This is a genomic window from Streptomyces sp. S186, from assembly GCF_051603415.1.
In the GTDB taxonomy this organism is placed as follows: domain Bacteria; phylum Actinomycetota; class Actinomycetes; order Streptomycetales; family Streptomycetaceae; genus Streptomyces.
Genome location: NZ_CP193932.1, coordinates 5,692,375 through 5,718,444 on the forward strand (window position 1 = coordinate 5,692,375; position 26,070 = coordinate 5,718,444).

At 74.1% G+C, this 26,070-nt stretch carries 23 protein-coding genes; 7 read left to right on the plus strand and 16 right to left on the minus strand.

Going from position 1 to position 26,070, the window contains the following annotated elements; all coding sequences use genetic code 11:
• Window positions 1-60 precede the first annotated feature (60 nt).
• Window positions 61-972 (plus strand): ribokinase, encoded by a 912-nt coding sequence (gene rbsK / locus ACRAS8_RS24480; RefSeq protein WP_438488141.1) that lies wholly within the window; start codon window positions 61-63, stop codon window positions 970-972.
• 323 nt (window positions 973-1,295) lie between these two features.
• Here rbsK and ACRAS8_RS24485 read toward each other — a convergent pair whose 3' ends face one another.
• Both ACRAS8_RS24485 and ACRAS8_RS24490 read right to left on the minus strand, forming a co-directional pair.
• Window positions 1,296-2,816, minus strand: coding sequence for a nitrilase-related carbon-nitrogen hydrolase (locus ACRAS8_RS24485; RefSeq protein WP_438488142.1), 1,521 nt, complete (start codon window positions 2,814-2,816; stop codon window positions 1,296-1,298).
• Window positions 2,817-3,014: 198 nt separating this feature from the next.
• On the minus strand, window positions 3,015-3,665 hold the full coding sequence (locus ACRAS8_RS24490; protein ID WP_438488143.1) for a TetR family transcriptional regulator: 651 nt from the start codon (window positions 3,663-3,665) through the stop codon (window positions 3,015-3,017).
• A 142-nt stretch (window positions 3,666-3,807) separates the two neighbouring features.
• On the opposite strand from ACRAS8_RS24490, the gene ACRAS8_RS24495 reads away from it, so the two are divergent.
• Window positions 3,808-6,369, plus strand: coding sequence for a beta-glucosidase (locus tag ACRAS8_RS24495; RefSeq protein WP_438488144.1), 2,562 nt, complete (start codon window positions 3,808-3,810; stop codon window positions 6,367-6,369).
• Here ACRAS8_RS24495 and ACRAS8_RS24500 read toward each other — a convergent pair.
• Entirely contained in the window at window positions 6,356-7,054 is a 699-nt protein-coding gene (locus ACRAS8_RS24500) for a DUF4097 family beta strand repeat-containing protein (protein WP_438488145.1), read from the minus strand. The two genes, ACRAS8_RS24495 and ACRAS8_RS24500, sit on opposite strands and share 14 nt — an antisense overlap.
• Window positions 7,055-7,249: 195 nt before the next feature.
• A complete protein-coding gene (locus ACRAS8_RS24505; RefSeq protein ID WP_438488146.1) occupies window positions 7,250-8,185 on the minus strand; it encodes an SGNH/GDSL hydrolase family protein in 936 nt (311 codons plus the stop codon).
• 325 nt (window positions 8,186-8,510) lie between these two features.
• Here ACRAS8_RS24505 and ACRAS8_RS24510 point away from each other — a divergent pair, with 325 nt between their 5' ends.
• The gene (locus ACRAS8_RS24510) at window positions 8,511-9,005 is read left to right on the plus strand and encodes a DUF3145 domain-containing protein (protein WP_438488147.1); all 495 of its coding nucleotides are present in this window, start codon (window positions 8,511-8,513) and stop codon (window positions 9,003-9,005) included.
• A gap of 145 nt (window positions 9,006-9,150) precedes the next feature.
• Window positions 9,151-10,041: an NAD(P)-dependent oxidoreductase gene (locus ACRAS8_RS24515; protein ID WP_438488148.1), complete on the plus strand. Its 891-nt coding sequence runs from the start codon at window positions 9,151-9,153 to the stop codon at window positions 10,039-10,041.
• Window positions 10,042-10,138: 97 nt separating this feature from the next.
• Here ACRAS8_RS24515 and ACRAS8_RS24520 read toward each other — a convergent pair whose 3' ends face one another.
• The 5 genes from ACRAS8_RS24520 to ACRAS8_RS24540 form a co-directional block, all read right to left on the minus strand.
• Entirely contained in the window at window positions 10,139-11,425 is a 1,287-nt protein-coding gene (locus ACRAS8_RS24520; protein ID WP_438488149.1) for a beta-ketoacyl-[acyl-carrier-protein] synthase family protein, read from the minus strand.
• Between the two features lie 76 nt (window positions 11,426-11,501).
• Window positions 11,502-11,750 (minus strand): acyl carrier protein, encoded by a 249-nt coding sequence (locus tag ACRAS8_RS24525; RefSeq protein WP_100601360.1) that lies wholly within the window; start codon window positions 11,748-11,750, stop codon window positions 11,502-11,504.
• A 110-nt stretch (window positions 11,751-11,860) separates the two neighbouring features.
• Entirely contained in the window at window positions 11,861-12,907 is a 1,047-nt protein-coding gene (locus tag ACRAS8_RS24530; protein WP_438488150.1) for a ketoacyl-ACP synthase III, read from the minus strand.
• A 12-nt stretch (window positions 12,908-12,919) separates the two neighbouring features.
• Entirely contained in the window at window positions 12,920-13,876 is a 957-nt protein-coding gene (locus ACRAS8_RS24535; RefSeq protein ID WP_438488151.1) for an ACP S-malonyltransferase, read from the minus strand.
• A gap of 89 nt (window positions 13,877-13,965) precedes the next feature.
• Complete coding sequence (locus tag ACRAS8_RS24540; RefSeq protein WP_438488152.1) at window positions 13,966-15,150, minus strand: PucR family transcriptional regulator; 1,185 nt, start codon at window positions 15,148-15,150, stop codon at window positions 13,966-13,968.
• Between the two features lie 58 nt (window positions 15,151-15,208).
• Here ACRAS8_RS24540 and ACRAS8_RS24545 point away from each other — a divergent pair, with 58 nt between their 5' ends.
• Window positions 15,209-15,880 carry a pirin family protein gene (locus tag ACRAS8_RS24545; protein WP_438488153.1) on the plus strand — a complete coding sequence of 224 codons (672 nt, stop codon included), beginning with the start codon at window positions 15,209-15,211 and terminating at the stop codon, window positions 15,878-15,880.
• Window positions 15,881-15,922: 42 nt separating this feature from the next.
• Here the strand turns inward: ACRAS8_RS24545 and ACRAS8_RS24550 are convergent, their stop codons facing one another.
• A complete protein-coding gene (locus ACRAS8_RS24550; protein WP_438488154.1) occupies window positions 15,923-16,744 on the minus strand; it encodes a serine hydrolase domain-containing protein in 822 nt (273 codons plus the stop codon).
• Window positions 16,745-16,935: 191 nt separating this feature from the next.
• Between ACRAS8_RS24550 and ACRAS8_RS24555 the strand changes: the two genes are divergently transcribed.
• Window positions 16,936-17,463, plus strand: a complete 528-nt coding sequence (locus tag ACRAS8_RS24555; protein ID WP_438488155.1) for a MerR family transcriptional regulator — start codon at window positions 16,936-16,938, stop codon at window positions 17,461-17,463.
• A 6-nt stretch (window positions 17,464-17,469) separates the two neighbouring features.
• Window positions 17,470-18,492, plus strand: a complete 1,023-nt coding sequence (locus ACRAS8_RS24560; protein ID WP_438488156.1) for an aldo/keto reductase — start codon at window positions 17,470-17,472, stop codon at window positions 18,490-18,492.
• A gap of 47 nt (window positions 18,493-18,539) precedes the next feature.
• Here the strand turns inward: ACRAS8_RS24560 and ACRAS8_RS24565 are convergent, their stop codons facing one another.
• The 6 genes from ACRAS8_RS24565 to ACRAS8_RS24590 all read right to left on the minus strand — a co-directional run bounded on the left by ACRAS8_RS24565 (window position 18,540) and on the right by ACRAS8_RS24590 (window position 26,045).
• A complete protein-coding gene (locus ACRAS8_RS24565; RefSeq protein WP_438488157.1) occupies window positions 18,540-19,877 on the minus strand; it encodes an acyltransferase family protein in 1,338 nt (445 codons plus the stop codon).
• Between the two features lie 145 nt (window positions 19,878-20,022).
• Window positions 20,023-21,189 (minus strand): alpha/beta hydrolase, encoded by a 1,167-nt coding sequence (locus tag ACRAS8_RS24570; RefSeq protein ID WP_438488158.1) that lies wholly within the window; start codon window positions 21,187-21,189, stop codon window positions 20,023-20,025.
• A 302-nt stretch (window positions 21,190-21,491) separates the two neighbouring features.
• Window positions 21,492-22,172, minus strand: coding sequence for a response regulator (locus ACRAS8_RS24575; RefSeq protein WP_438488159.1), 681 nt, complete (start codon window positions 22,170-22,172; stop codon window positions 21,492-21,494).
• Complete coding sequence (locus ACRAS8_RS24580; protein ID WP_438488160.1) at window positions 22,169-23,584, minus strand: sensor histidine kinase; 1,416 nt, start codon at window positions 23,582-23,584, stop codon at window positions 22,169-22,171. Before ACRAS8_RS24580 ends, ACRAS8_RS24575 begins: the two co-directional genes overlap by 4 nt.
• 163 nt (window positions 23,585-23,747) lie before the next feature.
• On the minus strand, window positions 23,748-24,626 hold the full coding sequence (locus tag ACRAS8_RS24585; RefSeq protein WP_438488161.1) for a DUF4429 domain-containing protein: 879 nt from the start codon (window positions 24,624-24,626) through the stop codon (window positions 23,748-23,750).
• Between the two features lie 204 nt (window positions 24,627-24,830).
• A complete protein-coding gene (locus tag ACRAS8_RS24590) occupies window positions 24,831-26,045 on the minus strand; it encodes an alpha/beta hydrolase (protein WP_438488162.1) in 1,215 nt (404 codons plus the stop codon).
• Window positions 26,046-26,070 lie beyond the last annotated feature (25 nt).

Below are 26,070 nucleotides of genomic sequence, written 5' to 3' on the forward strand. Positions count from 1 at the left end.
AAGGCAACGCGGCGTATGGACACGAGAGAACGACGCCCGGACAGAGAAGAGGAACGGCGCATGTACGACGTCCTGGTGGTCGGCTCGGCCAACGCGGACCTGACCGTACGGGTGACCCGGCGGCCCGGCGCGGGGGAGACCGTGCTCGGCACGGACCTGGTGGAATCGGCCGGCGGCAAGGGCGCCAACCAGGCGGCCGCGGCGGCCCGGATCGGAGGGCGCACCGCCCTGCTGGCCCGCGTCGGCGGCGACGCCTTCGGCGAACTGCTGCTGGCCGCCCAGCGCGCGGCGGGCACCGACGTGACCCCCGTCATCGTGGACGGGAGCGCCCGCACCGGCACCGCGATGATCATCGTCGGCCCGGACGGCGACAACAGCATCGTCGTTTCGCCCGGCGCCAATGCTGCCCTGACCCCGGACGACGTGGCCGCCGCCAAGGACGTCATCGCCGCCTCCGCGGTGGTCTCCCTTCAGCTGGAGATCCCGATGGAGACCGTGCGGGCGGCTGCCGCTGCCGCCGAGGAGGCCGGCACCCGCGTCGTCCTCAACCCCTCCCCGGCCCCCGAGGACCTCGATCGTGAACTCCTCGCCACGGCCGACCCGCTGGTGGTCAACGAGCACGAGGCCCGGCAGCTCTCCGGCCGCACCGACGGCACCCCCGCCGACTGGGCGGCCGCTCTGCACGAGCGTGGCGCCCGCTCGGTCGTGGTGACCCTCGGCGGCGACGGCGCGCTGGTGCTGGACCCCTCCGGAACGACCACCGTGCCCGGCGTACGGGTCGAGGCCGTGGACACCACCGGCGCCGGCGACGCCTTCACCGGCGCGCTGGCCACGCGACTGGCCGGCGGCGCGACCCTCGCCGAGGCGGCCCGCTTCGCCGTACGCGTCGGCGCCGCCGCCGTCACCAAGCCCGGCGCCCAACCGTCGTACCCCACAGCCGACGAACTCGCTCAACTGCCGGAGCTGCCGTAACTCCCGCAAACGTCGGCCCCCGAGCCGCCGGAGCTGACAGGGCCGCCAGAGGCGGAGGCGACGGAACCAGCAGAGCCGATCACGGCGACCGGGCTGTACGGACCGACGGGGTCGTCCCCTGAACCGCCGCGGGGGCCGGCCGGCGCGGCCGAACGGTTGGGACCGAGCCGGGCAGGCGGGGCGGGCCGGTCGAGCCGGGCAGGCAATAAGGCGGGCCGGTCGGTCTGACCAGGCACGGCGGCCTGCGCCGGCTGGGCCAACATGCGGGCGCAGGTAGGTAGTTGACCGTCGCGTCACCCTGCCCCATCCGCCCCGCCCGCCCCTCACCGCTCGGCCCCCACCAGGTCCGTGCCGCCCGTTCCCGCCGCGCGTTGCGCGCCTTCCGTGCCTCCCGCGCCTTCCTTCCCCGCCGTCCCTTCCGTCCCGTCCGCTTCCTCGGTCGCGGGCTCCGTGCCCAGTTCCCGGTGCCCGTACAGTGCGTGCTCCGCGCCGGTCTCCAGCGCCCAGTAGCGGTCGCCGTAGGACCAGTGCCACCACTCGGTCGGGTAGTTGACCAGGCCCGCCCCGCGCAGCGCAGCGGCCAGGATCCGGCGGCGGGCGCGGGCCTCGGGCGGCACGTCCGGCGCCGAGGTGTAGCAGGCGCCGCCGCTCTCCTCCGGGGACGCGTCGATCGGTGTCCCCATGTCGACCTCGTCTCCGTCCGAGGTGACCAGGGTGAGGTCCACCGCGCCGCCCGCGCTGTGCGGGGCGATCTCCGGCGGCGACACATAGCGGCTGGCCGCCCGGTGGACCCGTGCGTCGTCCCAGTCGGGGTGGTCGGCGCGGAGCCCATCGGCGTACCGCGTGAAGTAGTGGCGCTGCAGGGCCGGCGGGCGGTATCCCTCGATGAACCGGAGCCGCCACCCGTCGGGCAGCGCCGCCTGCGCGGCCAGCAGCCGTCGCAGCACGCCCTCCCGCAGAAGGGCGAACGCCCCGTCCGCTCCGTCGACTTCGCCGTCCGCCCCGGGCCCGAGATGACCCGCCATCAGCTCGGGCGCGGCGGTGCGCACGTCCACCAGCGGCTCGCCGCACTCCCGGACCGGCACCGCGGCCACCGCCGGGTCGGCCATCAACGTGATCGCGTCCCGGACGTCGCTCAGCACCAGCTCCGCACCGTCGCCGCCGGGACCGGCCGACGCCACCCGCTCGCCGGACGGCAGCCAGCAGCCGCTGAGCCCCGCGGCCGGCCCGGGGCTCCCCACACCTGTGCCGTTGGCGAGCAGGACATGCACTCCGTGCTCGCGGGCCAACTCGCCATAGCGCGCTACCCGTTCCGCATCGCTGTGGAAGGCACTGGACAGATACACCCGGCAGCCGTCCGCCACGGCCCGCTCCGCCACCTCGGGGAAAGAGCTGTCGAAACAGGTGGCGAGCGCGAAGCGGATGCCGCCCAGTGTGAACCGGCCGTGCGCGCTGCCCGGCGCGAACACCGCGCTCTCGGTCTCGGTCAGATGCCGCTTGTCGTAGCGGGTGAGCAGAGCACCGTCCGGTCCATAGACGAAGCTGGCGATGGTGGGCAGGGCGCCGGCCTCGCTGCTGCGCCCGGGACCGTTGACCACCGCCGCGACGCCGGTCGCGCGGCATGCCTCCCGTATCGGCGCCAGCCGCGGGTCGTCGGGCAGAACGGCGGCTCTCGCCGGATCGTCGGCCATCTGCCGGAGGTCGTAGTGGGTCAGGGCCGGCTCGGAGAACACCACCAGCCCGGCGCCGCGCTCGTCGGCCTCGGTGATGAGCCGGGCCATCCGCATGGCGTTGCCGGCGATGTCGCCTGTTACGGACGGGAGTTGTGCGGCTGCGATGATCATTCCCCCATGATGCCCATCGCGCCCCAAGCCCGCGGCGGCCTGTGGATAACTCCCGGCCGCACAGCCGGCGCAGCCGGTGCGGCCGGCGCGGCCCGCACAGACCGCGATGGCCCGGCCGCGCTCGTCACCCCGTCGGTCGCCGCCCCGCCTCACCCCTCGCGACGGCCTCCTTCAACCTCCAACGGCCCCGTGGCAGGCTCATCTCCTTGCCTCGTCTCCCGTCCCCTCGCCCCCCGTCTCCCCGCCTCCGAGCAGCGTCAGGAAGTCACGGAACGATGCGGGCATGTCGACCCGTTCCGGATCCAGCAGCCACTGCAGCTGGAGTCCGTCCATCACCGCGACCAGGAGCGGGGCCGCCCGCTCCGGGGACAGGCCGCCGGGCAGGCGGTCGCCGAACTCGGCCCGCAGCGCGCCGGCCAGCGCCTCGCGGACGGCGCGGAAGCGGGCCTCGAAGAAGTCGCGTGCCGGGTGGTCCTCGGTGACGCTGTCGGCGGAGAGCACGGTGTACGCCTGGACGACGCCCGGACGGGTGGCGTTGTAGTCGACGAGCTGGGCGAGGGTGGCGGTGCGCCAGGAGCCGGAGGCCGCGGCGGCCGCGTCCCAGCGGTCGCGTGCCTCCAGTACGCCGACCAGCAGCAGCTCCTTCGTGGGGAAGTGGTGCAGCAGCCCCTGCTGCGTCAGCCCGGCCCGCTCGGCGACGGCGGCGAGTGAGGTCCGGCGGTAGCCGCGCTCGGCGATCAGCTCCATGGCGGCCTCCAGGATGGCCTGCCGCCGTTCCGCGCGCTGCGCCTCGCGCCCGCCACCGGCCCGCCGGGTGCCGCGGGCCGGGCCCTGCTCCTGTGCACTCACCGGCCGAGGGTAACCCTCCCGTTCCGGCCCCTCTGCAGCGCGGCACAGGCGTAACGGAACAACAACAGTGCCTACCTGCCGCCCGGTATGGCGGTAAGAATTCGGCCAGGGGGTCGCCCGTCCACGCAAGGGAGCGCCGCACATGACCGACCAGCCGCACGCCTGCCACGCCGCGCCCGGCCCCCGCACCGCCCCCGGCCCGGACGCCGCGACCGGTACGGACCCCCGCGACCACACCGACGCGGTGGAGCGGGCGCTCGCCGCGCTCGACCTGGACACCAAGGCCCGGATGCTCTCGGGCCAGGACATGTGGAGCCTCCCGGCGGTGCCCGCGATCGGACTGCGGTCGCTGGTGATGTCGGACGGACCGATCGGTGTCCGGGGCCGGCAGTGGAGCGCGGAGGATCCGTCGGTGGCGCTGCCCAGCCCCACCGCCCTCGCCGCCACCTGGGACCCCGAACTGGCGCGCCGGGCCGGCCGTCTGCTCGCCCAGGAGGCCCGCCGCAAGGGCGTGCACGTCCTGCTGGCGCCGACGGTCAACCTGCACCGCTCGCCGCTCGGCGGCCGCCACTTCGAGTGCTACTCGGAGGACCCGTTGCTGACCGGCGCGATCGGCGCGGGCTATGTGCGCGGTGTGCAGGAGGGCGGCGTCGGCACCACCGTCAAGCACTTCGTCGGCAACGACGCCGAGACCGACCGCTTCACCGTCGACAACCGCATCGCCCCGCGCCCGCTGCACGAGCTGTATCTCGCGCCCTTCGAGCACATCGTCACCCACGCCCGCCCCTGGGGCGTCATGACCGCCTACAACCAGGTCAACGGCTCCACGATGACCGAGCACCACCACCTCGTCACCGAAGTGCTGCGCGGCGTATGGGGTTTCGACGGCTGCAACGTCTCCGACTGGACGGCGGCCCGGAACACCGTCCGGGCCCTGCGGGGCGGCCTGGATGTGGCGATGCCGGGGCCCCGCACGGTCTTCGGCGCTCCGCTCGCGGCGGCCGTCCGCGCGGGCGAGATCGACGAGTCGGAGGTGGACGCCGCGGTCCGCCGGGTGCTGCTGCTCGCAGCCCGGACCGGCTGTCTGGACGGGGTGCCGCCCGCGGTGGCCCCGGCCGATGCTCCCGGGGGCATCGACGGCCGGGCGGTCGCCCGCGAACTGGCCCGCCGCGCCATGGTCCTGCTGCGCAACGAACCGGTGGGCGAGGCGCCCGCGGCCGGTGTGCGCCCGCTTCTGCCGCTGGACGCCGACGGGCTGCGCAGCGTCGCCGTCATCGGCGCGGCCGCCCGGGACGCCCGGGTGCTCGGCGGCGGTTCCGCCACCGTCTTCCCCGCCGGGATCGTCTCTCCGCTCGCGGGGCTGCGCGCCGCGCTCCCCGAGGGAGTCGAGGTGGTCTTCGCCACCGGCGCCGACCCGCGCACCCGGATCCCGCACGCCCGCGAGGGCTTCGCCCTGCGCGCCCGCTACCTCGCCGCCGACGGCCGGGTGCTCGCCGAGACCCCGCAGTTCGACGGCCGGGTCCAGGTGCTCGGCAGCTTCCCCGACGGCGTGGCCCGGCGGGATCTGCACGCCGTCGAACTCACCGGCAGCTTCACCCCGCGGGCCACCGGCACCCACACCCTGGCGGTGGCCGGCTCGGGACGGCTCCGGCTGACCCTCGGCGATGCCGTTCTCTTCGACGGCGACGGCGCCGGGCAGGAGAGCGGCAGCGACCCGTTCGAGGCGTTCATGCAGCCCGCCGAGCACCTGGTGACAGCAGACCTGACGGCGAATCAGGAACTTCCGCTCACCCTGCGGTACCTCCCGCACCGCCTCGGCCTGGGCGGGGGCCTGGACGCCCTGAACTTCGTCCTCGGCCATCGTGAGCCGCAGTGCGACGGGGACGCCGAGATCGAGGAGGCGGTCCGTGCGGCGGCCGGCGCGGACGCCGCGATCGTCGTCGTCGCGACCACCGAGGAGGTCGAATCGGAGGGGTTCGACCGCACCGACCTCAGGCTGCCGGGCCGGCAGGATGAGCTGGTCGCCCGGGTCGCCGCCGCCAATCCCCGCACCGTGGTCGTGGTCAACTCCGGCTCCCCGGTGGAACTGCCCTGGCGCGACCGGGTCCCCGCCGTGCTGCTGAGTTGGTTCCCCGGCCAGGAGGCCGGGGCGGCGCTGGCCGACGTCCTGCTCGGCGCCCACGAGCCGGGCGGCCGGCTCCCCACCACCTGGCCGGCCCGCCTCGCCGACGCCCCGGTCACCACCGTCACCCCCACCGACGGCACGCTGCCCTACGAGGAGGGACTGTTCATCGGCTACCGCGCCTGGCAGCGCATCCCCACCGCCCCCGCGTACCCCTTCGGCCACGGCCTCGGCTACACCCGCTGGGCGTACGACTCCCTGGACACCACCCCGGACTCCGTACGCGTCCGGCTGCGCAACACCGGCGACCGTCCCGGCCGCGAGGTCGTCCAGATCTACCTCGCGCCGGCCGGCGACACCTCCGGCCGGCCGGAGCGTCCGGCCCGATGGCTGGTCGGTTTCGCCACCGTCGAGGCGGGTCCGGGCGAGGGCGTGGAGGCGGAGATCCCGCTGCCGGGGCGCGCCTTCGAGATCTGGTCCGAACCGGATGGCGGCTGGCGCCGCGTCCCGGGCACCTACACCGTCGAGGCGGCCCACAGCAGCGCCGACATCCGGCTCACCGCGCGGATCACTGCAGGCTGAGCACCGAGACGTCGCCGCCGCTCGTCCGGGCGGATATTTTGTGCGCCGAGCCCTCGTCCGTCGTGACGGAGACCTTGCGGTTCCCGCCGCTGGTCCCCGCGTCGACGGCGTAGGTGCCCTTGGGCACACGGATGGTGAGGTTGCCGCCGCTGGTCCGCCCGGACACGTCGTCGGGCACCGCGTCGAGCGTCAGCCGCACATCGCCGCCGCTGGTCTTCACCTTCGCCGTGCGGGCCTTGGTGTCCTCGACGGTGACGTCGCCGCCGCTGGTGTCCGCGGTGATCCCGCCGGAGGCGCCGCGGACGGTGATGTCCCCGCCGCTGGTGTGCAGATCGACGGAGGCGTCGCGCGGCAGCAGTACGCGGTAGCCCACCTCGCAGTGGCTGCCCGTCGAGCAGTCGTCGGAGGTCAGCGTCAGCCGGCCGTCCTTGAGGGTGTGCGAGGTCTGCGGCTTGGCGTCGTCGTATTTGACCTTCTCCGTCACCTTGACGGGGACGCCGGCCTCCACCGGCACGATCTCGATGTCCCCGCCGCGCGTCGTGGCCGACAGCGAGCGGACGGTGCCGTCGACGCCGTACGTCCGCTGGGCGGACTTGAGCGGGCCGGTCACCAGCGAGCAGCCGGTTGTCAGCAGGGTCAGTGCCGCACAGGGCAGGACGAGATGGGCGGCGCGGAGACGGGCCATGGCGATTCCCCCGAAGCAGTGGTGACGGTGCGGTCGCGGAACGGCCGGACCGGCCGAACCGCATGGTCAACATCATCGCCGCCCCGCACCCCGCGGACGTCGCCGCACGGTATGACCTTCGCCATCCCCGCACGGTATGACCCGCACCACCGTGCCCTTAGGGGTATCCCTGACATCGACGAGGGCCGGACCGGCTCACCCGGCGGACGCCGCCTCACCCTTCAGGGGGTTTTCCTTGCGCGTGATCGTCCGGAACGCCAGCTCCGCCAGCTCCTGCTGGCCGCTCGGCCCCGGGTGGAACCAGTCCCAGGTGCTCAACTGCCGCCCGGTGAAGGGGTAGTCGAAGACCGACCGGTCGAAGCGGCACAGCGCGTCCCGGGCGCAGACCTCCGCCAGCGCCTCGTTGTACGCCATCACCCGCTCCCGGACCAGCGCCCGCCGGTCCCGCGCCGGCTTCGTCAGGTCGTCCGGGTCCCGCAGCATCGACCCGCAGATGCCCAGCTTCCACACCTGCTTGCCGAGCTCGTTGCGGCGCCCCTCCGACCACAGCCGCAGCAGGTCCGGCACGGCCGCGACATACACCTGGGTGCGCGGCAGGCTGTGCCGCAGGGTCTTCATGGACCGCTCGAACCCGGCGCGGAAGGCCGCCGGGGAGGTCATCGCCCCCACGTCGCTGCGGCAGGCGTCGTTGGCGCCGATCAGGACGGTGACCAGCTCGGGTCTGCGGGCCGCCGCCGCGGTGATCTGCTGCGGCAGGTCGCTCATCAGGGCGCCGGTCCGGGCGAAGTTCCAGCTGTGCCCCGCCGGGTTGTTCAGCAGCCGCCGGGCCAGGCTGTCGACCTTGGGGCTGGTGCCGGTGGACCAGGAGACCTCCGGGCAGTCGGAGAGCACCGTACAGGCGTCGAAGCCGACGGTGATGGAGTCCCCGAGGGCGGCGATCGAGGCGGGGTCCGTACGCCAGGCGGGCGCGGGCTTCACGGTGGGTTTCGCCGGGGCCCGGCCCCGCGGTGCGGAGCCGTCGGCGCAGGCGGTGGCGGTGGCCAGCAGCGCGGAAACCGTCGCGCAGGCCAGCGCGGCGCGGGTGGCGAGGCGGGGACGGCGGGGGCGGACGGGCTGATCGATCGGCGTCATCCCCTGTCCCCTCCGGCGTGCGAGTGATATCTCTTCGGGTACCGACGGTACGTCACTTCCGGTCCGGCGCCGCGCGGTAGCTTGGCCCCGTGCCTGCCGGGCGGTGACCCGAAGTGGCACGTGCAGTTGGCACAGACAAATTACAACACGTCATTTCCTGTCCCTTTTGCGGCAAATTCCGCCTAGTGGTGTTTACTGTAGGTCACCTCGCATGCTGGTGCCGAAGTGATCACTGGGGCAGAATGTCGGAAGCTGTCCCGGCCGCGACCGGAACGGGCACGAGGCCGCTGGGGAAGGCGAACCTCGATCCGCACGGGAGGTCCCGGTGACGACACGTGGAGTCCTGTACGTCCACTCCGCTCCACGAGCGCTCTGCCCGCACGTCGAATGGGCGGTGGCGGGCGTCCTCGGGGTGCGCGTCAATCTCGACTGGATCCGCCAGCCGGCGTCGCCCGGCACCTGGAGAGCGGAGTTCTCCTGGCAGGGCGAGGCCGGCACCGCCTCCAAGCTCGCCTCCGCATTGCGCGGCTGGCACCTGCTCCGCTTCGAGGTGACCGCCGAGCCCTGTGCCACCGCCGAGGGCGAGCGCTACAGCTCCACCCCCGACCTGGGCATCTTCCACGCCGTCACCGGCATCCACGGCGACATCCTCATCCCCGAGGACCGGCTGCGCGCCGCCGTCGCCCGCGCCGCCCGCGGCGAGACCGAACTCGCCGCCGAGGTCGCCAAACTGCTCGGCAAGCCCTGGGACGACGAGCTGGAGCCCTTCCGCTACGCCGGTGAGGGCGCCCCGGTGCGCTGGCTGCACCAGGTCGTCTGAGCGGGCCGGGCGGTCCGTGGGCCGGCTGCCCCGGGCCACCGAGGCGGACGACGTCCGCCGGCGCCCGTACGGAGCCGTGCGGGGCAGTACGGGACACACGAGGCGGGGTTGACCTGGAGTCCACTCCAGGTCCTAGCGTGCGGCCATGACCGACAACAACACCTCTGACACCCTCTCGGTCGCCGTCCTGGGCACCGGGATCATGGGCGCGGCGATGGCCCGCAACCTCGCCCGCGCCGGGCTGGACGTCCGCGTCTGGAACCGCACCCGCGCCAGGGCCGAGCCGCTGGCCGCCGACGGGGCCCGGGTCACCGGCACACCGGGCGAGGCCGTCGACGGCGCCGACGTGGTCCTCACCATGCTGCTCGACGGCCCCGCCGTCCTGGACGCCATGCGCACGGCCGCCCCGCACCTTGCCCCCGGCACCCTCTGGCTCCAGATGAGCACCGTCGGGCCCGCGGCACTGGAGCCGCTCGTCCGCTTCGCCGCCGAACAGGGCCTGGGCTTCGTCGACGCCCCCGTACTGGGCACCAAGGCGCCTGCCGAGAACGGGCAGTTGGTCGTCCTCGCCGCCGGGGCGCCGGCGCTGCGGGAACGCGCCGGGCGGGTCTTCGACATTGTCGGCGGCCGCACCCAGTGGGTCGGCGAGGATGCCGCGGGCGGGGCCGCCAGCCGGCTCAAACTCGTCGTCAACAACTGGGTGCTGACGGTCATCAGCGGTACCGGTGAAACCCTGGGGCTCGCCAAGGGGCTGGGCGTGGACCCGCGGGAATTCCTGGACGCGGTCGCCGGCGGCCCGCTCGACATGCCGTACCTGCGGATGAAGTCGGAGGTGATCCTCTCCGGCGAACTCGCGCCCAGCTTCACCGTTTCCGCGGCACGCAAGGACCTCCGGCTGATCAGCGAGGCCGCCGAGGCGGCTGGCGTCCGGGCGGACCTGGCGGCCGCGGCCGGGGAGCGCTTCCGCCGGGCCGAGGAACAGGGCCACGGCGGCGAGGACGGCGCGGCTGCGTACTTCGCCAGCTTTGACGGCTGACGGCCGCCCGCGGCAGCACCAGGGCCCGCCCGGTCGTCCTGACCGGGCGGGCCCTGTGGTGTCCGCGTGGTGTCCGCGGTGACCGCCTGGCGGTGCGTCAGACCGTGCGGAAGGCGAGGACGACGTTGTGACCGCCGAAGCCGAACGAGTCGTTCAACGCCGCGATCCGGCCCTCGGCGGGCAGCGCGCGGGCCTCGCCGCGGACGATGTCCGCGTCCACCTCGGGGTCGAGGTTCTCGATGTTGATGGTCGGCGGGGCTGTCCGGTTGTGCAGCGCCAGGATGGTGGCGACCGTCTCCACGCCGCCCGCGCCGCCCAGGAGGTGGCCGGTCATCGACTTGGTGGCGGAGACCGCCATGTGCCGCACGTCGTCGCCGAAGACCTTGTGCAGCGCCTTCAGCTCCGCCAGGTCGCCCTGCGGCGTCGAGGTGGCGTGCGCGTTGACGTGCATGATCTCGGACGGGTCGAGGTCGCTGTTGTCGAGGAGGTTCTGCAGCGCGTGCGCGATGCCGTTGCCGGACGGCTCCGGCTGCACGATGTCGTGACTGTCGGCGGAGATGCCCTGGCCGACCGCCTCGGCGTAGACCCGGGCACCGCGCTTGGCGGCGTGCTCGGCCGACTCCAGGACGATCACACCGGCGCCCTCGCCCAGGACGAAGCCGTTGCGGTCGGTGTCGAACGGCCGGGAGGCGCCCTGCGGGTCGTCGTTGTTCTTCGACATCGCCATCATGTTGCCGAACGCGGCGATCGGCAGCGGGTGGATGGCCGCCTCCGTGCCGCCCGCGACGACGATGTCGGCACGGCCCGTACGGATCATCTCGATGGCGTAGCCGATGGCCTCCGAGCCGGACGCGCAGGCGCTGACCGGGGTGTGGACACCGGCCCGGGCGTTGACGTCCAGACCGACGTTGGCCGACGGCCCGTTGGGCATCAGCATCGGCACGGTGTGCGGGGAGACCCGGCGGACGCCCTTCTCGCGAAGGATGTCGTACTGGCCCAGGAGCGTGGTGACCCCGCCGATGCCGGAGGCGATGACCGCGCCCAGGCGGTCGGGGTTGACCGAACCGGCCGGGCCGGCGGCCGCGTCCGACTCTCCGGCCTTGGCCGTGAAGCCGGCGTCCGCCCACGCCTCACGGGCCGCGATCAGCGCGAACTGCGCCGAGCGGTCCAGCCGGCGGGCCTGCGGGCGGGGCAGCGTCTCGGTCGGGTCGACCGCCGCCTGCGCGGCGATCCGGACCGGAAGCTCGGCTGCCCAGTCCTGCTCCAGGAGGCTGACGCCGGACCGGCCGGCGAGCATGCCCTCCCAGGTCGAAGCGCTGTCGCCACCCAGCGGTGTGGTTGCGCCGATACCGGTGACGACCACGGTGCGATTGGTCGCGTTCACGGGAATTCTTACTCCACGGGTAGAGGTGTCTGAATCGACGGCGCCACCGCCGGGTGGCGACATGCGCTGCGCCAGATCAGGACTGGTGCTTGAGGATGTAGTCGGTCGCGTCGCCGACGGTCTTGAGGTTCTTGACGTCGTCGTCCGGGATCTTCACGTCGAAGCGCTCTTCGGCGGCGACGACGACCTCGACCATGGACAGCGAGTCGACGTCCAGGTCGTCGGTGAAGGACTTGTCCACCTTGACGTCCTCGGTGGGGATGCCGGCGATCTCGTTGACGATCTCGGCGAGACCCTTGACGATCTCTTCCTGAGTGGCGGCCATGATGGCGCTCCTTCGTATAGCGGGAAAACTGCTTGATCTAACAGTGAAGCGGTGCAGGTCCGCGCAGCGGTCGGCACGTCGTGCTCGGTGCCGGACTGCGCAGATCTTGCCTAGGGGAGAGTAACGACCGTCGCGGCGTACACGAGACCCGCCCCGAAGCCGATGACCAGCGCGGTGTCCCCGCTCTTGGCCTGACCGGTCGCCAGCAGCCGCTCCATGGCGAGCGGAATGGAGGCGGCCGAGGTGTTGCCGGTGGTCTCCACGTCACGGGCGACCGTGACGCTCTCCGGCAGCTTCAGAGTCTTCACCATCGAGTCGATGATCCGCATGTTGGCCTGGTGCGGGATGAAGACGTCCAGGTCGTCCGGGCTGACTCCGGCCTCGTCCAGCGCCTGCTGGGCGACCTTCGCCATCTCGAACACCGCCCACCGGAAGACCGCCTGGCCCTCCTGCGCGATGGCGGGGTAGCGGACCGCCTCCAGGGCGGGACGCTCCTCCGGCCCGTCGCCACCGGGCGCCGGGGTGGTGCGGTACACGTCCCAGGGGAGAGTCTGCTTGATGGTGTCGGACTTGTCGCCCTCCGAGCCCCAGACGGTCGGGCCGATCGCCGGCTCCTTGGCCGGGCCGACGATGACCGCGCCGGCGCCGTCGCCGAACAGGAAGGCCGTGGCGCGGTCCTCCAGGTCCGTCAGGTCCGAGAGCCGCTCCACGCCGATCACCAGCACGTGCTCGGCGGAGCCCTCGGTGACCAGCCCCTTGGCCAGCGTCAGGCCATAGCCGAAGCCGGCGCAGCCCGCGGAGATGTCGAAGGCGGCCGGCTTGCCGGCGCCGACGAGGTGCGCGATCTCGGTCGCGATGGCCGGGGTCTGCTTGAAGTGCGAGACGGTGGAGACGATCACCGCGCCGATCTGCTCGGGCGTGATGCCGGCGTCCGCGATGGCCTTGCCGGACGCCTCGACCGCCATGGTCGCGACGGTCTCGTCGGGGCCCGCCCAGTGGCGCGTGGCGATGCCCGACCGCGAGCGGATCCACTCGTCGGACGAGTCGATGTGCTTGAGGATCTCCTCGTTGGGCACGACACGAGTCGGGCGGTAGCCGCCGACGCCCATGATCCGCGCGTACGGGGCGCCCTTGGAAGGCTTGATCTTCGAGGTCATGCGCTGCGACTCCTATTCGGCCGGTGCTGCGGGAGCGGCGTCCGCGGCGGTGGCGATCAGCTCACGGGCCGCGTCGAGGTCGTCGGGCGTCTTCAGGGCGAGCGTCCGCACCCCGGGCAGGGCGCGCTTGGCCAGGCCCGTGAGGGTGCCGCCGGGCGCGGCCTCGACGAGCGCGGTGACCCCGAGCTCCTTGAAGGTCTCCATGCAGCGGTCCCAGCGCACGGGGTTGGCCACCTGGCCGACCAGCCGCCGCACCACTTCCTGGCCGGAAGTGACCACCTGGCCGTCCTTGTTGGAGACGTACCGGACGCGAGGGTCGGCCGCGGACAGCTCGGTGACCGCGGCCTCCAGCGCCGAGACGGCGGGGGCCATGTGGTGGGTGTGGAACGCGCCGGCCACCTTCAGCGGCACGACCCGGCGGGTGCCCTCCGGCTTGTCCTCGACCAGCGCGGCGATCTGCTCGGCGGTGCCGGCGGCCACGATCTGGCCGGCGCCGTTGACGTTCGCCGGGGTCAGGCCGAGCTTCTCCAGGTGCGGCAGGACGACGTCGGCGTCGCCGCCCAGCAGGGCGGCCATGCCGGTCTCGGTGACCGCGGCGGCCTCGGCCATGGCCAGCCCGCGGCGGCGCACCAGGGCCAGCGCCTCGGTGTCGGAGAGGGTGCCGGTCAGGGCCGCGGCGGCGAGCTCACCGACGCTGTGGCCGGCCGCGGCGCCGGTGTGGGCGGCGACGTCGTCGACGGTCGGGAAGAGCTGTCGCGCGGAGATCAGAGAGGCCGCCACGAGGAGCGGCTGGGCCACCGCGGTGTCGCGGATCTCCTCCTCGGTGCCCTTGGTGCCGTAGTGGACGAGGTCCAGGTCGATGGCCTCGGACCATTCGCGGAGCCGGTCCTCGACTCCGGGGAGGTCGAGCCAGGGGGTCAGGAAGCCGGGCGTCTGAGCGCCTTGGCCGGGAGCGACGAGTACGAGCACCCTCACACTCTCTCTTGTGGGAGGTCCCGCCCGCCCGTGGGGACAGGGACGAAGAACCATCGGGGGAATTGTTGGTGTTCGACAAAAGTCTAGGGCTGCGCCTCGGCGCCGGACAGACGCCCCAGAATCAGCGCGATACGCAGCGTAAACGCGGATCGTACATCGGACGGTGACCAGCCGGTGACGTCCGTCACACGTCGGAGCCGATAGCGCACGGTGTTGGGGTGGACGAACAGCATCCGGGCGGCGCCCTCCAGACTGCTCGCCTGCTCCAGATACACGCTCAGCGTCTCCAGGAGCGCCGACCCCGCCTCCTCCAGCGGTCTGTAGATCTCCTCCACCAGCTGCTCCCGCGCGACCGGGTCGGAAGCCATCGCGCGCTCCGGCAGCAGATCGTCGGCGAGCACCGGCCGGGGGGCGTCCGGCCAGGCCGCGCAGGCCCGCAGGCCGGCGGCCGCGGCCTGTGCCGAGCGGGTCGCGGCGAGCAGGTCGGAGACGACCGGGCCGGCCACCACGGGACCGGCGGCGAACGGCCCGATCAGCGCCTTGGCGGCCTTGAGCGGATTGTCCGAACCGCCCGCGATCACCACCAGCCGGCTGCCCAGGACGCCGGTCAGCACCTGGAGCTTGGCATGCCGGGCGGCGCGCCGGATCGCCTCCACGGTCAGCTCGCTGTCGCCGTCCGGGGCGGTGCCCAGCACCACGCACACATGCTCCGGCGCGTTCCAGCCCAGGGCCGCCGCCCGGGAGACCGCGCCCTCGTCGGCCTCCCCGGAGAGCACCGCGTTGACCACCAGGGACTCCAGGCGGGCGTCCCAGGCCCCGCGCGCCTCGGCGGCCTGTGCATAGACCTGGGCGGTGGCGAAGGCGATCTCGCGGGCGTAGACCAGCAGTGCCTCGCGCAGCACGGACTCGTCGCCCGGTGCCGCGACGTCGTCGATCGCGGCCTCCATGACCTCGATCGTGGTGCGGACCATCTCGACGGTCTGCCGCAGGGTGATCGCCCGGGTCAGCTCGCGCGGCGCCGTCCCGAAGACGTCGGTGCTGATCGCCTGCGGCGTCTCGGGATGGCGGAACCACTCGGTGAACGCGGCGATGCCGGCCTGTGCCACCAGGCCGATCCAGGAACGGTTCTCCGGAGGCATCGCGCGGTACCACGGCAGCGTGGCGTCCATACGGGAGATCGCGGCGGCCGCCAGCTTGCCGGAGGAGTTCTCCAGCCGCCGGAGGGTCGCGGAGTGCGGGTGCGCGTCGCGCGATGCGGGTTCAGACACGGGACCAAGCCTGCCCTATCGGGATGAGCGGGTGGAGCGGTGGGGCTACGGTGGCCCGATGATCGAGGTGCGCAGGGGCGGGGAACGCTATCGGGGCGGGGACGCGGACGCCGGGATCGTGTCGCTGCACGCGTTCTCCTTCGGGCCCCATTTCGACCCGGACAACCTGCGCTTCGGTGCGCTGGTCGCCTGCAACGAGGAGCGGCTGGCGCCCGGCGCCGGCTTCGACGAGCATCCGCACCGGGACACCGAGATCGTCACCTGGGTCGTCGAGGGCGAGCTGACCCACCGCGATTCGACGGGCCATGCCACGACCGTACGCCCCGGCGACCTGGCGCGGCTGAGCTCCGCCGGCGGCGTCCGGCACGTCGAGCGCAACGACGGCCCGGTGCCGCTGCGCTTCGTCCAGATGTGGCTGACACCCTGCGCCCCCGGCGGCGAGCCGGAGTACGAAGTGGTGCGGGAGGTCGCCGACGGCGCGCCCCAGGCGCTGCCGCGGGCCGGCGCCACGCTGCGGGTCTGCCGCCTCGGGGCGGGCGGGCGCACCGCCGTCCCGGATGCCGCCCGGGTCTACGTCCATGTCGTACGGGGCGAGGTGCGGCTCGGGGACGCGCTGCTGGCGGCCGGGGATGCGGCGCGGATCACCGGGGCGCGGGGGCTGGAGCTGCGGGCGGCCGCGGAAGCGGAGTGCCTGGTGTGGGAGATGGGGCCGGAGCCGGTGTACGGGTGAGGCGGTACACCGGCACCGGGAGCCAGGGCCGGTCGGAACGCCTCAGCCCTTTCCGGCCAGCTCCGCCAGGACCGCGTCGGTCAGCGGCGGCCACGCCTCGATCGCCCATGGGCCGAAGGCCCGGTCGGTGAGCGCGACACAGGCCGCGCCGGCCGCCGGGTCCACCCACAGGAACGTGCCGGACTGGCCGAAGTGCCCGAACGTGCGCGGCGAGGAGGCGGCGCCCGTCCAGTGCGGCGCCTTGCCGTCGCGGATCTCGAAGCCCAGCCCCCAGTCGTTGGGCTTCTGGTGGCCGTAGCCGGGCAGCACGCCGGTCAGGCCCGGGAAGACCACCCGCGTCGCCTCGGCGAGGGTCTGCGGCGCCAGCAGCCGCGGTGCCTGCAGCTCGGCGGCGAAGCGGATCAGGTCCGCGACCGTGGAGACGCCGTCCTTGGCCGGTGAACCGGCCAGCTCCGTCGACGTCATCCCCAGCGGGGCCAGCACCGCCTCGTGCAGATACTGCGGGAAGGGGATCTCGGTGGCCTTGGCGAGGTGGTCGCCGAGCGCCTCGAAGCCGGCGTTGGAGTAGATCCGGCGGGTGCCCGGGGCGGCCACCTGGCGCGCCTCGTCGAACGCCAGCCCCGAGGTGTGGGCGAGCAGATGACGGACCGTGGAGCCCTCCGGGCCGGCCGGCTCGTCCAGCTCGACGGCGCCCTCCTCGACGGCGAGCAGCGCGGCGTAGGCGGTCAGCGGCTTGGTGACGGACGCCAGCGGGAAGCGGTGCTCCAGCGGGCCGTGCGTGCCGGCCACCGAGCCGTCGGCGCGCACGACGGCGGCCGCGGCGGTGGGCACCGGCCAGTTCTCGATCATCCCCAGGCTCTGCATGGCTCCGAGCCTACGGGGTGCCCCGATGCCTTCAAATTCCGGTCAAGAACGCTCGCGGCCGGCACTTGCTTGGAGTGCACTCCAAGTCTTTAGCGTTGGGGAGGTCGTAAGGCGCCCCGGCGGAACGTCCGGCGGTGTGACGACATCCGGGGCAGCGCGCGCACCGGGAACGAGCAGGGGGAAGACGCGGCATGACGGTGACACAGAGCGAACCGGCGACCGGCAGCAGGGCCCTGGCGGGCCTGCCGGAGCCGGTGTGTCCGCACGCGGACGCCAGGCCGCTGCCGGCGGTGCCCCGGGACTGCGGGAGGACCCGCGCCCCCCACCCGCGCCCGGCCGGCCAGGACCGCTACACCATCGGCGAGGTGGCCGAACACACCGGACTCAGCGCCCACACCCTGCGCTGGTACGAGCGGATCGGCCTGATGCCGCACGTGGACCGGACGCACACCGGGCAGCGCCGCTTCACCAACCGCGACCTGGACTGGCTCGACCTGGTCTCCAGGCTCCGGCTGACCGGTATGCCGGTGGCCGACATGGTCCGCTACGCGGAGCTGGTGCGGGAGGGCGAGAGCACCTTCCGCGAGCGCGAGGAACTGCTCACCCGGCACCGCGCGGACGTACGGCAGCGGATCGCCGAGCTGGAGAGCACGCTAGACGTCCTCGACTACAAGATCGGTATCTACGCCGACGCCCGGCGGGCGTCCGAGAGGTTCTGAGTTCTCATGGCGAACGACACGAAGATCGGCACCGTCCAATTGGGCACCGGTGGCCCGCGGGTCGGCGTCCAGGGCCTGGGCTGCATGGGCATGAGCTGGGCCTACGGCCCCACAGAGGACGCCGGCGAGGCGCGGGCCACCCTGGAGCGCGCCCTGGAACTGGGCATCACGCTCTACGACACCGCCGACGTCTACGGCGACGGGGAGAACGAGCAGTTCATCGCCCCCTTCGTCCGGGCGCACCGCGACGAGGTCGTGCTGGCCACCAAGTTCGCGGCGACCAGCGACCCGAACGACCCGTTCACGCAGACCATCCGCAACGACCGCCCCTACATCCGCCAGGCCGTCGAGGCCAGCCTCCGGCGCCTCGGGGTCGAGCAGATCGACCTCTACTACATGCACCGCCGCGAGGTGGCGGTCCCCATCGAGGAGACCGTCGGCGCGATGGCCGAACTGGTCGCCGAGGGCAAGGTGAAGTACCTGGGCCTGAGCGAGGTGACCGGCACCGAGCTGCGTGCCGCCCAGGCCGTGCACCCGATCGCCGCCGTCCAGTCCGAGTGGTCGCTGTTCAGCCGCGACATCGAGGAGGGCGTGGTCCCGGCCGCCGCCGACCTCGGCGTCGCCCTGGTCCCGTATTCGCCGCTCGGCCGCGGCTTCCTCACGGGCGCCTTCGTCCACGCCGACCAGGAGCTGGCCGCCGACGACTTCCGCCGCCGGCAGCCCCGCTTCACCGGCGACAACGCGGCCGCCAACGCCGTCCTGCTGGAGCCGGTCCGCACCGTCGCCGAGGCGCACGGCGCCACGCTCGGACAGATCGCGCTGGCCTGGGTGCAGCAGCAGGCCGCCGAGCGCGGACTGGTGGTCGTCCCGATCCCCGGCACCCGCAGGCGCGCCCGGGTCGAGGAGAACGCCGCCGCGACCCGGATCCGGCTGACCGCCGAGGAACTGGCGCTCCTGGAACCGATCGCGGGCAAGGTGGCCGGCGACCGCTACGCCGATATGCGGTTCACCTCGGCGGGGCGGGAGTAGCCCCGGTCGGCGGCGCCCCGGCGCCCGCGCCGGCTACGGGACAACCCTTACGCGTACCCCAGCGCGAACGTCGCGAAGGCCGCCGCCAGCACCGCCGCCATCGCCCGGCGGACCCGCCCGGCCCCCGTCCACGGCGCCTCGAAACGGCGGGTGACGGAACCGATGAGGACGAGCAGCACGGCGAAGACCGGCATCCAGGCCAGCCGTGCCGCGATCCAGCCGAGGCTGTCCGGCACGGTGGTCAAACCTGGTACGGCGCCCGCGTACGAGGCCGGGACGGCCGCCGCGAACAGCGCCGTCTGGTGCCAGCACAGGATCGTCATCGCACACAGGTTGACCACCACCACCGGCGCCCACAGGGCCGGCCGTCGCAGCAGCCCGGCCAGCCGGTCCCGGAGCAGCACCGCCGCTCCGGACTGGGCAGCGGCCAGCGCCAGGACCAGCAGCGACGGCGGATGGGAGTTGGTGCGGTCCTGACCGGGGACGCCCACCATGCTCGCGGGGTAGTGGAAGAACAGCAGCAGCGCGGCGAACAGCGCGGCGCCGCCCAGCAGCAGGGCCCCGGCGGCGCGCCGGCCGAGCCGCCGCTCGCCCCAGCAGACGCCGAGCTGGTAGGCGAACAGCCAGCCGGGCAGCAGATTGAGCAGGCTCAGCCAGGACGGTATCGCCGCGGCGAACGGCCCGTAGCGCAGGAAGTCCACGGCGGCGACCGACGCCAGCAGCGGCGCCGCGCTCCAGATACCCCACCGGCGCGCGACGGCGGCGCAGTACGGGGTGAGCGCGGTGACCACGGCATAGATGCCGACGAACCACAGGGGCTGGATGACCAGCGTCGCCCCCGTGCGCAGCGTCGCGGTGGGCACCCCCAGGCCGTGCAGCAGCGGGACCAGCGCGGCCCAGACGGCGGTCACGCCCAGCACCGGGCGGCCCAGCCGGGCGATCCGGCCGCCCAGCCACCGGGTGGTGGAGCCGCCGAGCGCGGCGGTCCGGCGCAGCGACAGCACCGCGGCATGGCCGCCGACCAGGAAGAAGATGCCGAGCATCTGGAGCACCCAGCTCGCCGGGGCGAGGAAGCCGAGCGCGGTCAGCGGGCTGGCGTTGTGCAGGGTGCCGTCGGCGTCCCGGGCGAAGCCGCCGAGCAGCCAGTGCCCGGTGGGGACGGCGAGCAGCGCGAGGGCGCGCAGGCCGTCGAGGGCCCGGTCGCGGTGGACCGGGGTGCGGGCGTCGAGGGCGCGCACGGCGGCACCGGTCCTGGCGTTGAGCGTACGCAGGGCGCGGAGCGGGGCGAGGGCGCAGAACTGTCCGGTGGGGACGGGGAGTTCGACGGGCTGCCGTGGTGTGGTGGCGGTGGGTCTCGCGTGGGCCGGGTGGCTCTCGGTGGTCATGTGACGTCCTTGGGCGAGAAGGTCCGGGAGTGGAGGTCCAGGAGTGGAGGTCCGGGGCAGGAAGGGCGGGAGAGGAGTCCGGGGCAGGAGGGGCGGCAGGCGAGGGGGCGCGACGGCAGCTACGGCAGGCCACGGCACGGACCACCTAGCGCACGTCCGCGTAGCGCCCCAGCGTGATCGCGGCGAAGTTGCGGAGGGAGTCGGTGCCGGGGGCGAGATAGCCGGTGTGGCCCTGGGCCCGCTCGGCGGGGACCCGGCGGGCCCCGAACGCCGGGTCGGTGGGGTCCGTACCGTGCCCCAGGCCGAGCAGTTCGACGTGCGGGACGTCGCCGATCCAGTCCGAGGCGTCCCGCGCCGCCCAGACCCGGGCGGTGGTGCGCAGCTCCGCGGCGCTGTCCCGGCGCATCCCGGGCGAGCCGAAGACGACCAGGTCGCTGAGCCGGCCGCGGCCGGCGTGCGGGACGGCCAGGCCGCAGACCACCGAGCCGTAGCTGTGGCACAGCACGGCCGGGGCGGGGACGCCGGTGGCGGACAGGCCGACCAGGAAGCGGGTCAGCCGGGGCGCGCCGGCCTCGGCGAGCCGGCCGGTCGCGGCGTCCGGGCCGAGGCCGACCGGTGTGGTGTACCCGACCCAGGCGATCACCGCCGTGCGGACGCCGGGTGCCTCGGCGGCCATCTGCCGGCGCAGCGAGGTGGCCATCCCGGTCGGCGTGCCGTACGGGTCGGTGGTGCGGTCGAAGGTGGCCAGGTCGATGTCCGAACCCGGCACGATCACCGCGGTCCGCCGCGCGGTCGCCAAGTCGCCGTGGACCTCGGCCACTTGGCCGCGGCCGCGCGGGTCGAAGGCGAGGATCCGGCGGCCCGGCGCGAGCAGGGCGGCGTAGCGCGCGGCCGCCTTCCTGGCCTGCTGGTGGTCCTGGAGGGTGCCGGCCGGGTCGGTGGCGCGGGCCAGCTCGCGGTCCCGTTCCGCGCGCAGGGCACGGGCGTTGGCGGCGTACCGCAGGGCGATCGGCGCCCCGTCGAGGTTGCCGACGGTGAGCGGGTGCCGGGCGGCGAGCGCCTGCCGCCGGTCCTCGGTCAGACCGGCGAAGAACCGGGCGACCTCGGTGGGGGAGGCGTTCGCCGGGTCCGGCAGGCGGACCCCGAGCGAGTGGTCGGCGCGCCAGGCGGCGGCGCCGGGAGCCGGGCCGGTGACCGCGGTCTGCGCGGAACCGGCCGCCCAGCCGCCGGTCCCCGCGACGACGCTCAGCGCGAGGACGGCGGCGACGAGCGTCCGCTTGCTGCGCCGGACGGCGTTCCGCAGCACGGTCATGGTGGTCTCTCCCTCTTCCAGCGGTCTGGCGAGGGAAAGGTACGAAGCCGTTGGGTGACGTGACGTCACACCGCGGAGCCAACTCCCGGGTGATACCGGGGTAGGGGGTGCCGGACGACGCTCGTACCCCGGGAGGAGGAGCCGGGGGCTGTCCTCTCGGGGTGGGTGGGGCTACCCCGAGCACCCGGTGGGGACAACCCGAAACGTCGGTGGCACCAAGGGCGGTCTCACCGCTCTCCGGCAACGGCGGTCCCGGCGGCGCCCGGGGACGGCGGTCGACCGGGGTGGCGGCCGCGCCGGTTTCACCGCTCCCCGGGCGAGACCAGCCCCGACTCGTACGCGAAGATCACGGCCTGGGCGCGGTCGCGCAGCTCCAACTTGGCCAGCACGCGGCCGATATGGGTCTTCACGGTCTGCTCGGCGAGGATCAGCCGCTCGGCGATCTCCTGATTGGACAGGCCGCGGGCGATCAGCTCCAGGACCTCCGTCTCACGCGGGGTGAGGCCGTTGAGCCGGAGCGCGGTGCCGTCCGTGCGGGGCGCCGGTTGCCGGCGGGCGAAGTCCGCGATCAGCCGGCGCGTCACCGACGGCGCGAGCAGTGCCTCCCCGGCCGCCACCACCCGGACCGCGGAGATCAGGTCGGCCGGCGGCGCGTCCTTGAGCAGGAATCCGGACGCACCGGCACGCAGCGCCTCGTAGACGTAGTCGTCGACGTCGAAGGTGGTCAGCATCAGCACCTTCGGGCGGTGGGTGACCCCGGCCGGCGGGTGGAGGAGCCGGCGGGCCGCCTCCAGCCCGTCCATCTCCGGCATCCGGACGTCCATCAGCACCACGTCCGGGTGCACCCGGCGGCTCAGCTCCACGCCCTGCGCACCGTCCGCCGCGTCGCCCACCACGTCGATATCGCTCTGCGCGGCGAGCAGCGCGGCGAAGCCCGCCCGCACCATGGCCTGGTCGTCGACGATGATCACGCGGGTCGTCATGGGGTGTCGGAGTCCTTCGCTGAGAGGGGGGCGGACGGGGAGGGCGGTGCGGCGAGGGGAAGCTGCGCGGCGACCCGGAAGCCGCCGTCGGGCAGCGGCCCGGTGTCCAGCGTGCCATCCACCAGGCGCACCCGCTCCCGCATCCCCACCAGACCGTGCCCGGTGCCGCTGGTCTCCAGCGGCGCGGACACCGGCGGGGCGGGCGGTTCGTTGACCACCAGCACCGTCAGCCGCGAACGGTCGCCGGTCACCGTCACCGACACCCGGGTACGGGCACCCGGGGCGTGCCGCACCACATTGGCCAGCGCCTCCTGGACGATGCGGTAGGCCGACAGGTCCACCGCCGGCTCCAGCGCCACCGGCTCCTCCGGCAGCACCAACTCGACCGGCACACCGGCCCGTACGGTCGCCTCGACCAGCTTCGGCAGCTGGCCGACGCCCGGCTGCGGGGCCTTCTCCGGGGCGCCCTGCCGCTCGGCCTCCTCGCTGCGCAGCACCCCGAGCAGGCGGCGCATCTCCGCCAGCGACTCCCGGGCGCTCGCCGCGATCGCCGCGAACTCCTCCTGGGCCGCCTGGGGTATCCCGCCGATGCGGTACGGCGCGCTGTCGGCCTGGACCGTGATCACCGACATGTGGTGGGCGACGACGTCGTGCAGCTCGCGGGCGATGCGGGTGCGCTCCTCCAGCAGGGTGCGCCGGGCCCGCTCGGCCTCGCTGATGGTCTCCTGCTCCAGCAACTTCCGCTGGGCGTCGCGCCGTTCCCGCAGTGCGGCGCCGAGCAGCAGCACCACACCGGAGAGCACGAACATCAGCACCCAGGTGCTCTGCACGCGCGGGGGCGCGACCGCCTCGAAGAGTATCCCGGCCGCCCCGGTGGTGAGCCAGACCGCGATCAGCGTCCTGCGGCGCTCGCGCACCGACAGCGCCATCATCAGCGCGAGATAGCCGACGATCACCGTGGGCGGCCACGGCCACGCGCGGCCCACCACACCGTCGGCGCCGGTCAGCACCCCGGCGCAGACGACGTCCGCGGCGAACATCACCCACCACGCCTGCAGCGGCCGGGTCACCGCCAGCAGCAGCGGCACGCTCTGCGCGGTGGCCAGCGCACCGGCCAGGCTGCCGGCCATGCCGTAGTCGTTGTGGAGGACGTTGACCCCCGACGGCAGCAGCGACACCGCGAAGGCGAACGCCACCGCGTACGGCAGGCCGCGCACCCAGCGGCGCCGGGCGCTGCCGAACAGCGGGGTGCCGGGCCGGGTCGGGGTGCCCAGCTCGGTGGCGAGCACCCGCAGCGGGGGCCGCGCGGCCCGCAGTACCCGGCGGGTGACGCGCAGCGCGGTGGCGCGGGCCGGTGGGCGTCCGTCGCCGCCGGCCGGCTCGTCTTCGGGGGTGAGAGATCGTTTGGACATCGCGGGATCAATGTAAGCGGATCCCGCCCACCCCGGCGTCATACCGTGGTGCGGGCTTCCGCCCCGTACCACGGTATGACGCCGGGACCGGGTGTCAGGGCCCGGCCGCCGGTGGCCCGGCCCGGTCTGCGACGCCGGACCGGCCGGCCCGCGCCCCTGCCCCCTACAGCTCCGCCAGCAACTCCGCCTTCTTCGCGGTGAATTCGGCGTCGGTCAGCAGCCCCGCGCCGTGCAGCTCGCCGAGGTGCCGGATCCGGTCGGCGATGTCGGCGGGGTCCCGGCCGGTGCTCCCGGGGCGCCGCGGCGCGGGCCGCTCCGCGCCGTCCGGCGCCGGCCCGGCCGCCCGCACGGCCTGGAGCACGGAGGCCGCGAACGGCAGCGACTCGTGCACCGGCCCGTAGCCGAGGTCGAAGACCACCGCGGTCGGGTCCTGGTCCGCCGCGCCCGTGCGGGCCTCGGGGGCGTCGCGTTCCAGCAGCCGCAGATAGCCGTTGACGACCTCCGGCGAGCGCCACTCCACGCCGGCCAGCTCCCCGACGGCGAACGTCTGGTCGCCGCTCTTCCACTTCGCCGACGACGCGCCCGTCCAGAACCAGCGGAAGGCCACCGACCGGCCGTCGAAGGACGCCTTGCCGTCGTACGCCTTGAAGTGCAGCGGGGGTTCCGGCGCGGCCACCAGGTGCCGTTCGGCGGGCTCCCGGGCGGCGGGGCCCAGCGCGGCGCGCAGCTGGTCGGCGTAGTACGCGGCCGGCGCCTCGCGCTCGGCCGGCAGCACCAACCGGTACGGGTCGGCGTCCTCCTTGAGCTGTCCGTCCGCCGCCTCCATAAGGGGGTCGGCGCCCTGCCGCGGCACGGCATGCAGCACCACCGCGCCGCGCCTGCCCGTGGAGACCTCGACGGATCTCAGCGCCTCGTACGGAATGCGTCGCTCGCCGAGCGCCTGGAACAGCTTCGGCCTGCGGATCCCCCGTTCGAAGCGGATGAGTACGGAGTCCGAGTCGAACTCCCAGACGGCGTGAAAACCGGCCAGCACATCACCCATGCGGCTCATCGTATGCGGGTGGTCGCCCGCCCGTCCCCCTTCCGGACACCAGCGCTGCGCGTGTCGAAAAGGCCGCCGCCCGGGTCACCCGGCGGCCGCCCTTGTCCTGTTCACGCCGATCGGCGCGGCCGCGGTTCCCGCGGGTACGGCCCGTCCCCGGGCGCCGGGCCGTACCCGCGGCCGCCGGCAGTGCGCGCCCGGCCGTCAGGCCAGGTCCGCGCTGCAGCGGGGGTCGGTGGCGGCGCAGTCCACCGAGCCCAGGTCGCCCACGCCGATCAGCGCGAAGTTGTGCAGGCTCTGGGTGCCGGGGGCGAAGTAGCCGGCGTGGCCGGCCGCGCCCTCGGCGGACAGGACCCGGGCGCCGAAGGACGGATCGACCGGGTCGGCACCGTGGCCGAGCCCGCCGAGCTCCAGGTACGGCACGTCCTGGATCCAGTCGTCGGCGTCCCGCATGGCCCAGACCCTGGCGTGCGTGCCCAGGCCCGCCAGGCTCCCGGCACGCATGCCCGGGCTGCCGGCCACCGCGATGTCGGTGACGTTCCCGGGGAGGCCGCGGGCCGCGAGGCCGCACACCACGGAGCCGTAGCTGTGGCAGAACAGCGAGACGGAGTCGGTGGCCGGCAGCGCGTCCACCAGGGCGCGCAGCCGGACCGCGCCGGCCTCGGCGAGCTGCCCGGTGACCGCCTCGACGCCCAGTCCGGACGGCGTGGTGTAGTCGGCCCAGGCGATCACGGCCGTACGGGCGCCGGGGCGGGCGGCCCGCTCGGCGCCGTAGAGGGACTTCGCCATGCCCACGGGGGCGGCGGTCGCCTTGGCGGTGCGCTCGAAGGTCGAGAGGTTGGTGTCCACGCCCGGCACCACCACGGAGACCCGGTCGGCGGTGGCGAGGTCGCCGAAGACCTCCGCTGCCCGGCCGTCGCCCGCCGGGTCGAACGCCAGGATCTGGCGGCCGGGGCTCATCAGCGATTCCATGCGGTGCATCAGCCGGCTCGCCTCCTGGCGGCCGACGGGCGTGAGCCGGTGATCGCCCATGCGGCGCTCTTCGACCTTGCGGGCGGCGTCGATGGCCGTCCGGTTGGCGCGGTAGCGGAGGTCGACGGGGGCGCCGCCCATGTTGCCGACGACCAGCGGATAGCGGTCGGCCAGCTGCTGGCGCTCGGCCCCGTCCAGGGAGGCGAAGAACGCGCGGAGGGTGCCCGGCGCGGCGTCCGGCGCGGGCAGCGAGCGCCCGTGGAAGGTGGCGTGCCGCCAGGCGGCTCTCTCCGTGGCCAGCGGGTTCGCGTCCTCCTTGGTGTTTCTGATCGCCGTCCAGCCCGTCAGGGCGAGCATCACGAACACCACCAGCAGGGCGAGGGCGGCACGCCAGGCGGTGGACTGCAGGAAACCGAAGGAGGGACCGAGGCCCGGGAAAGAAGTCACCGCGAGCCACCCTAGGAGACACGAC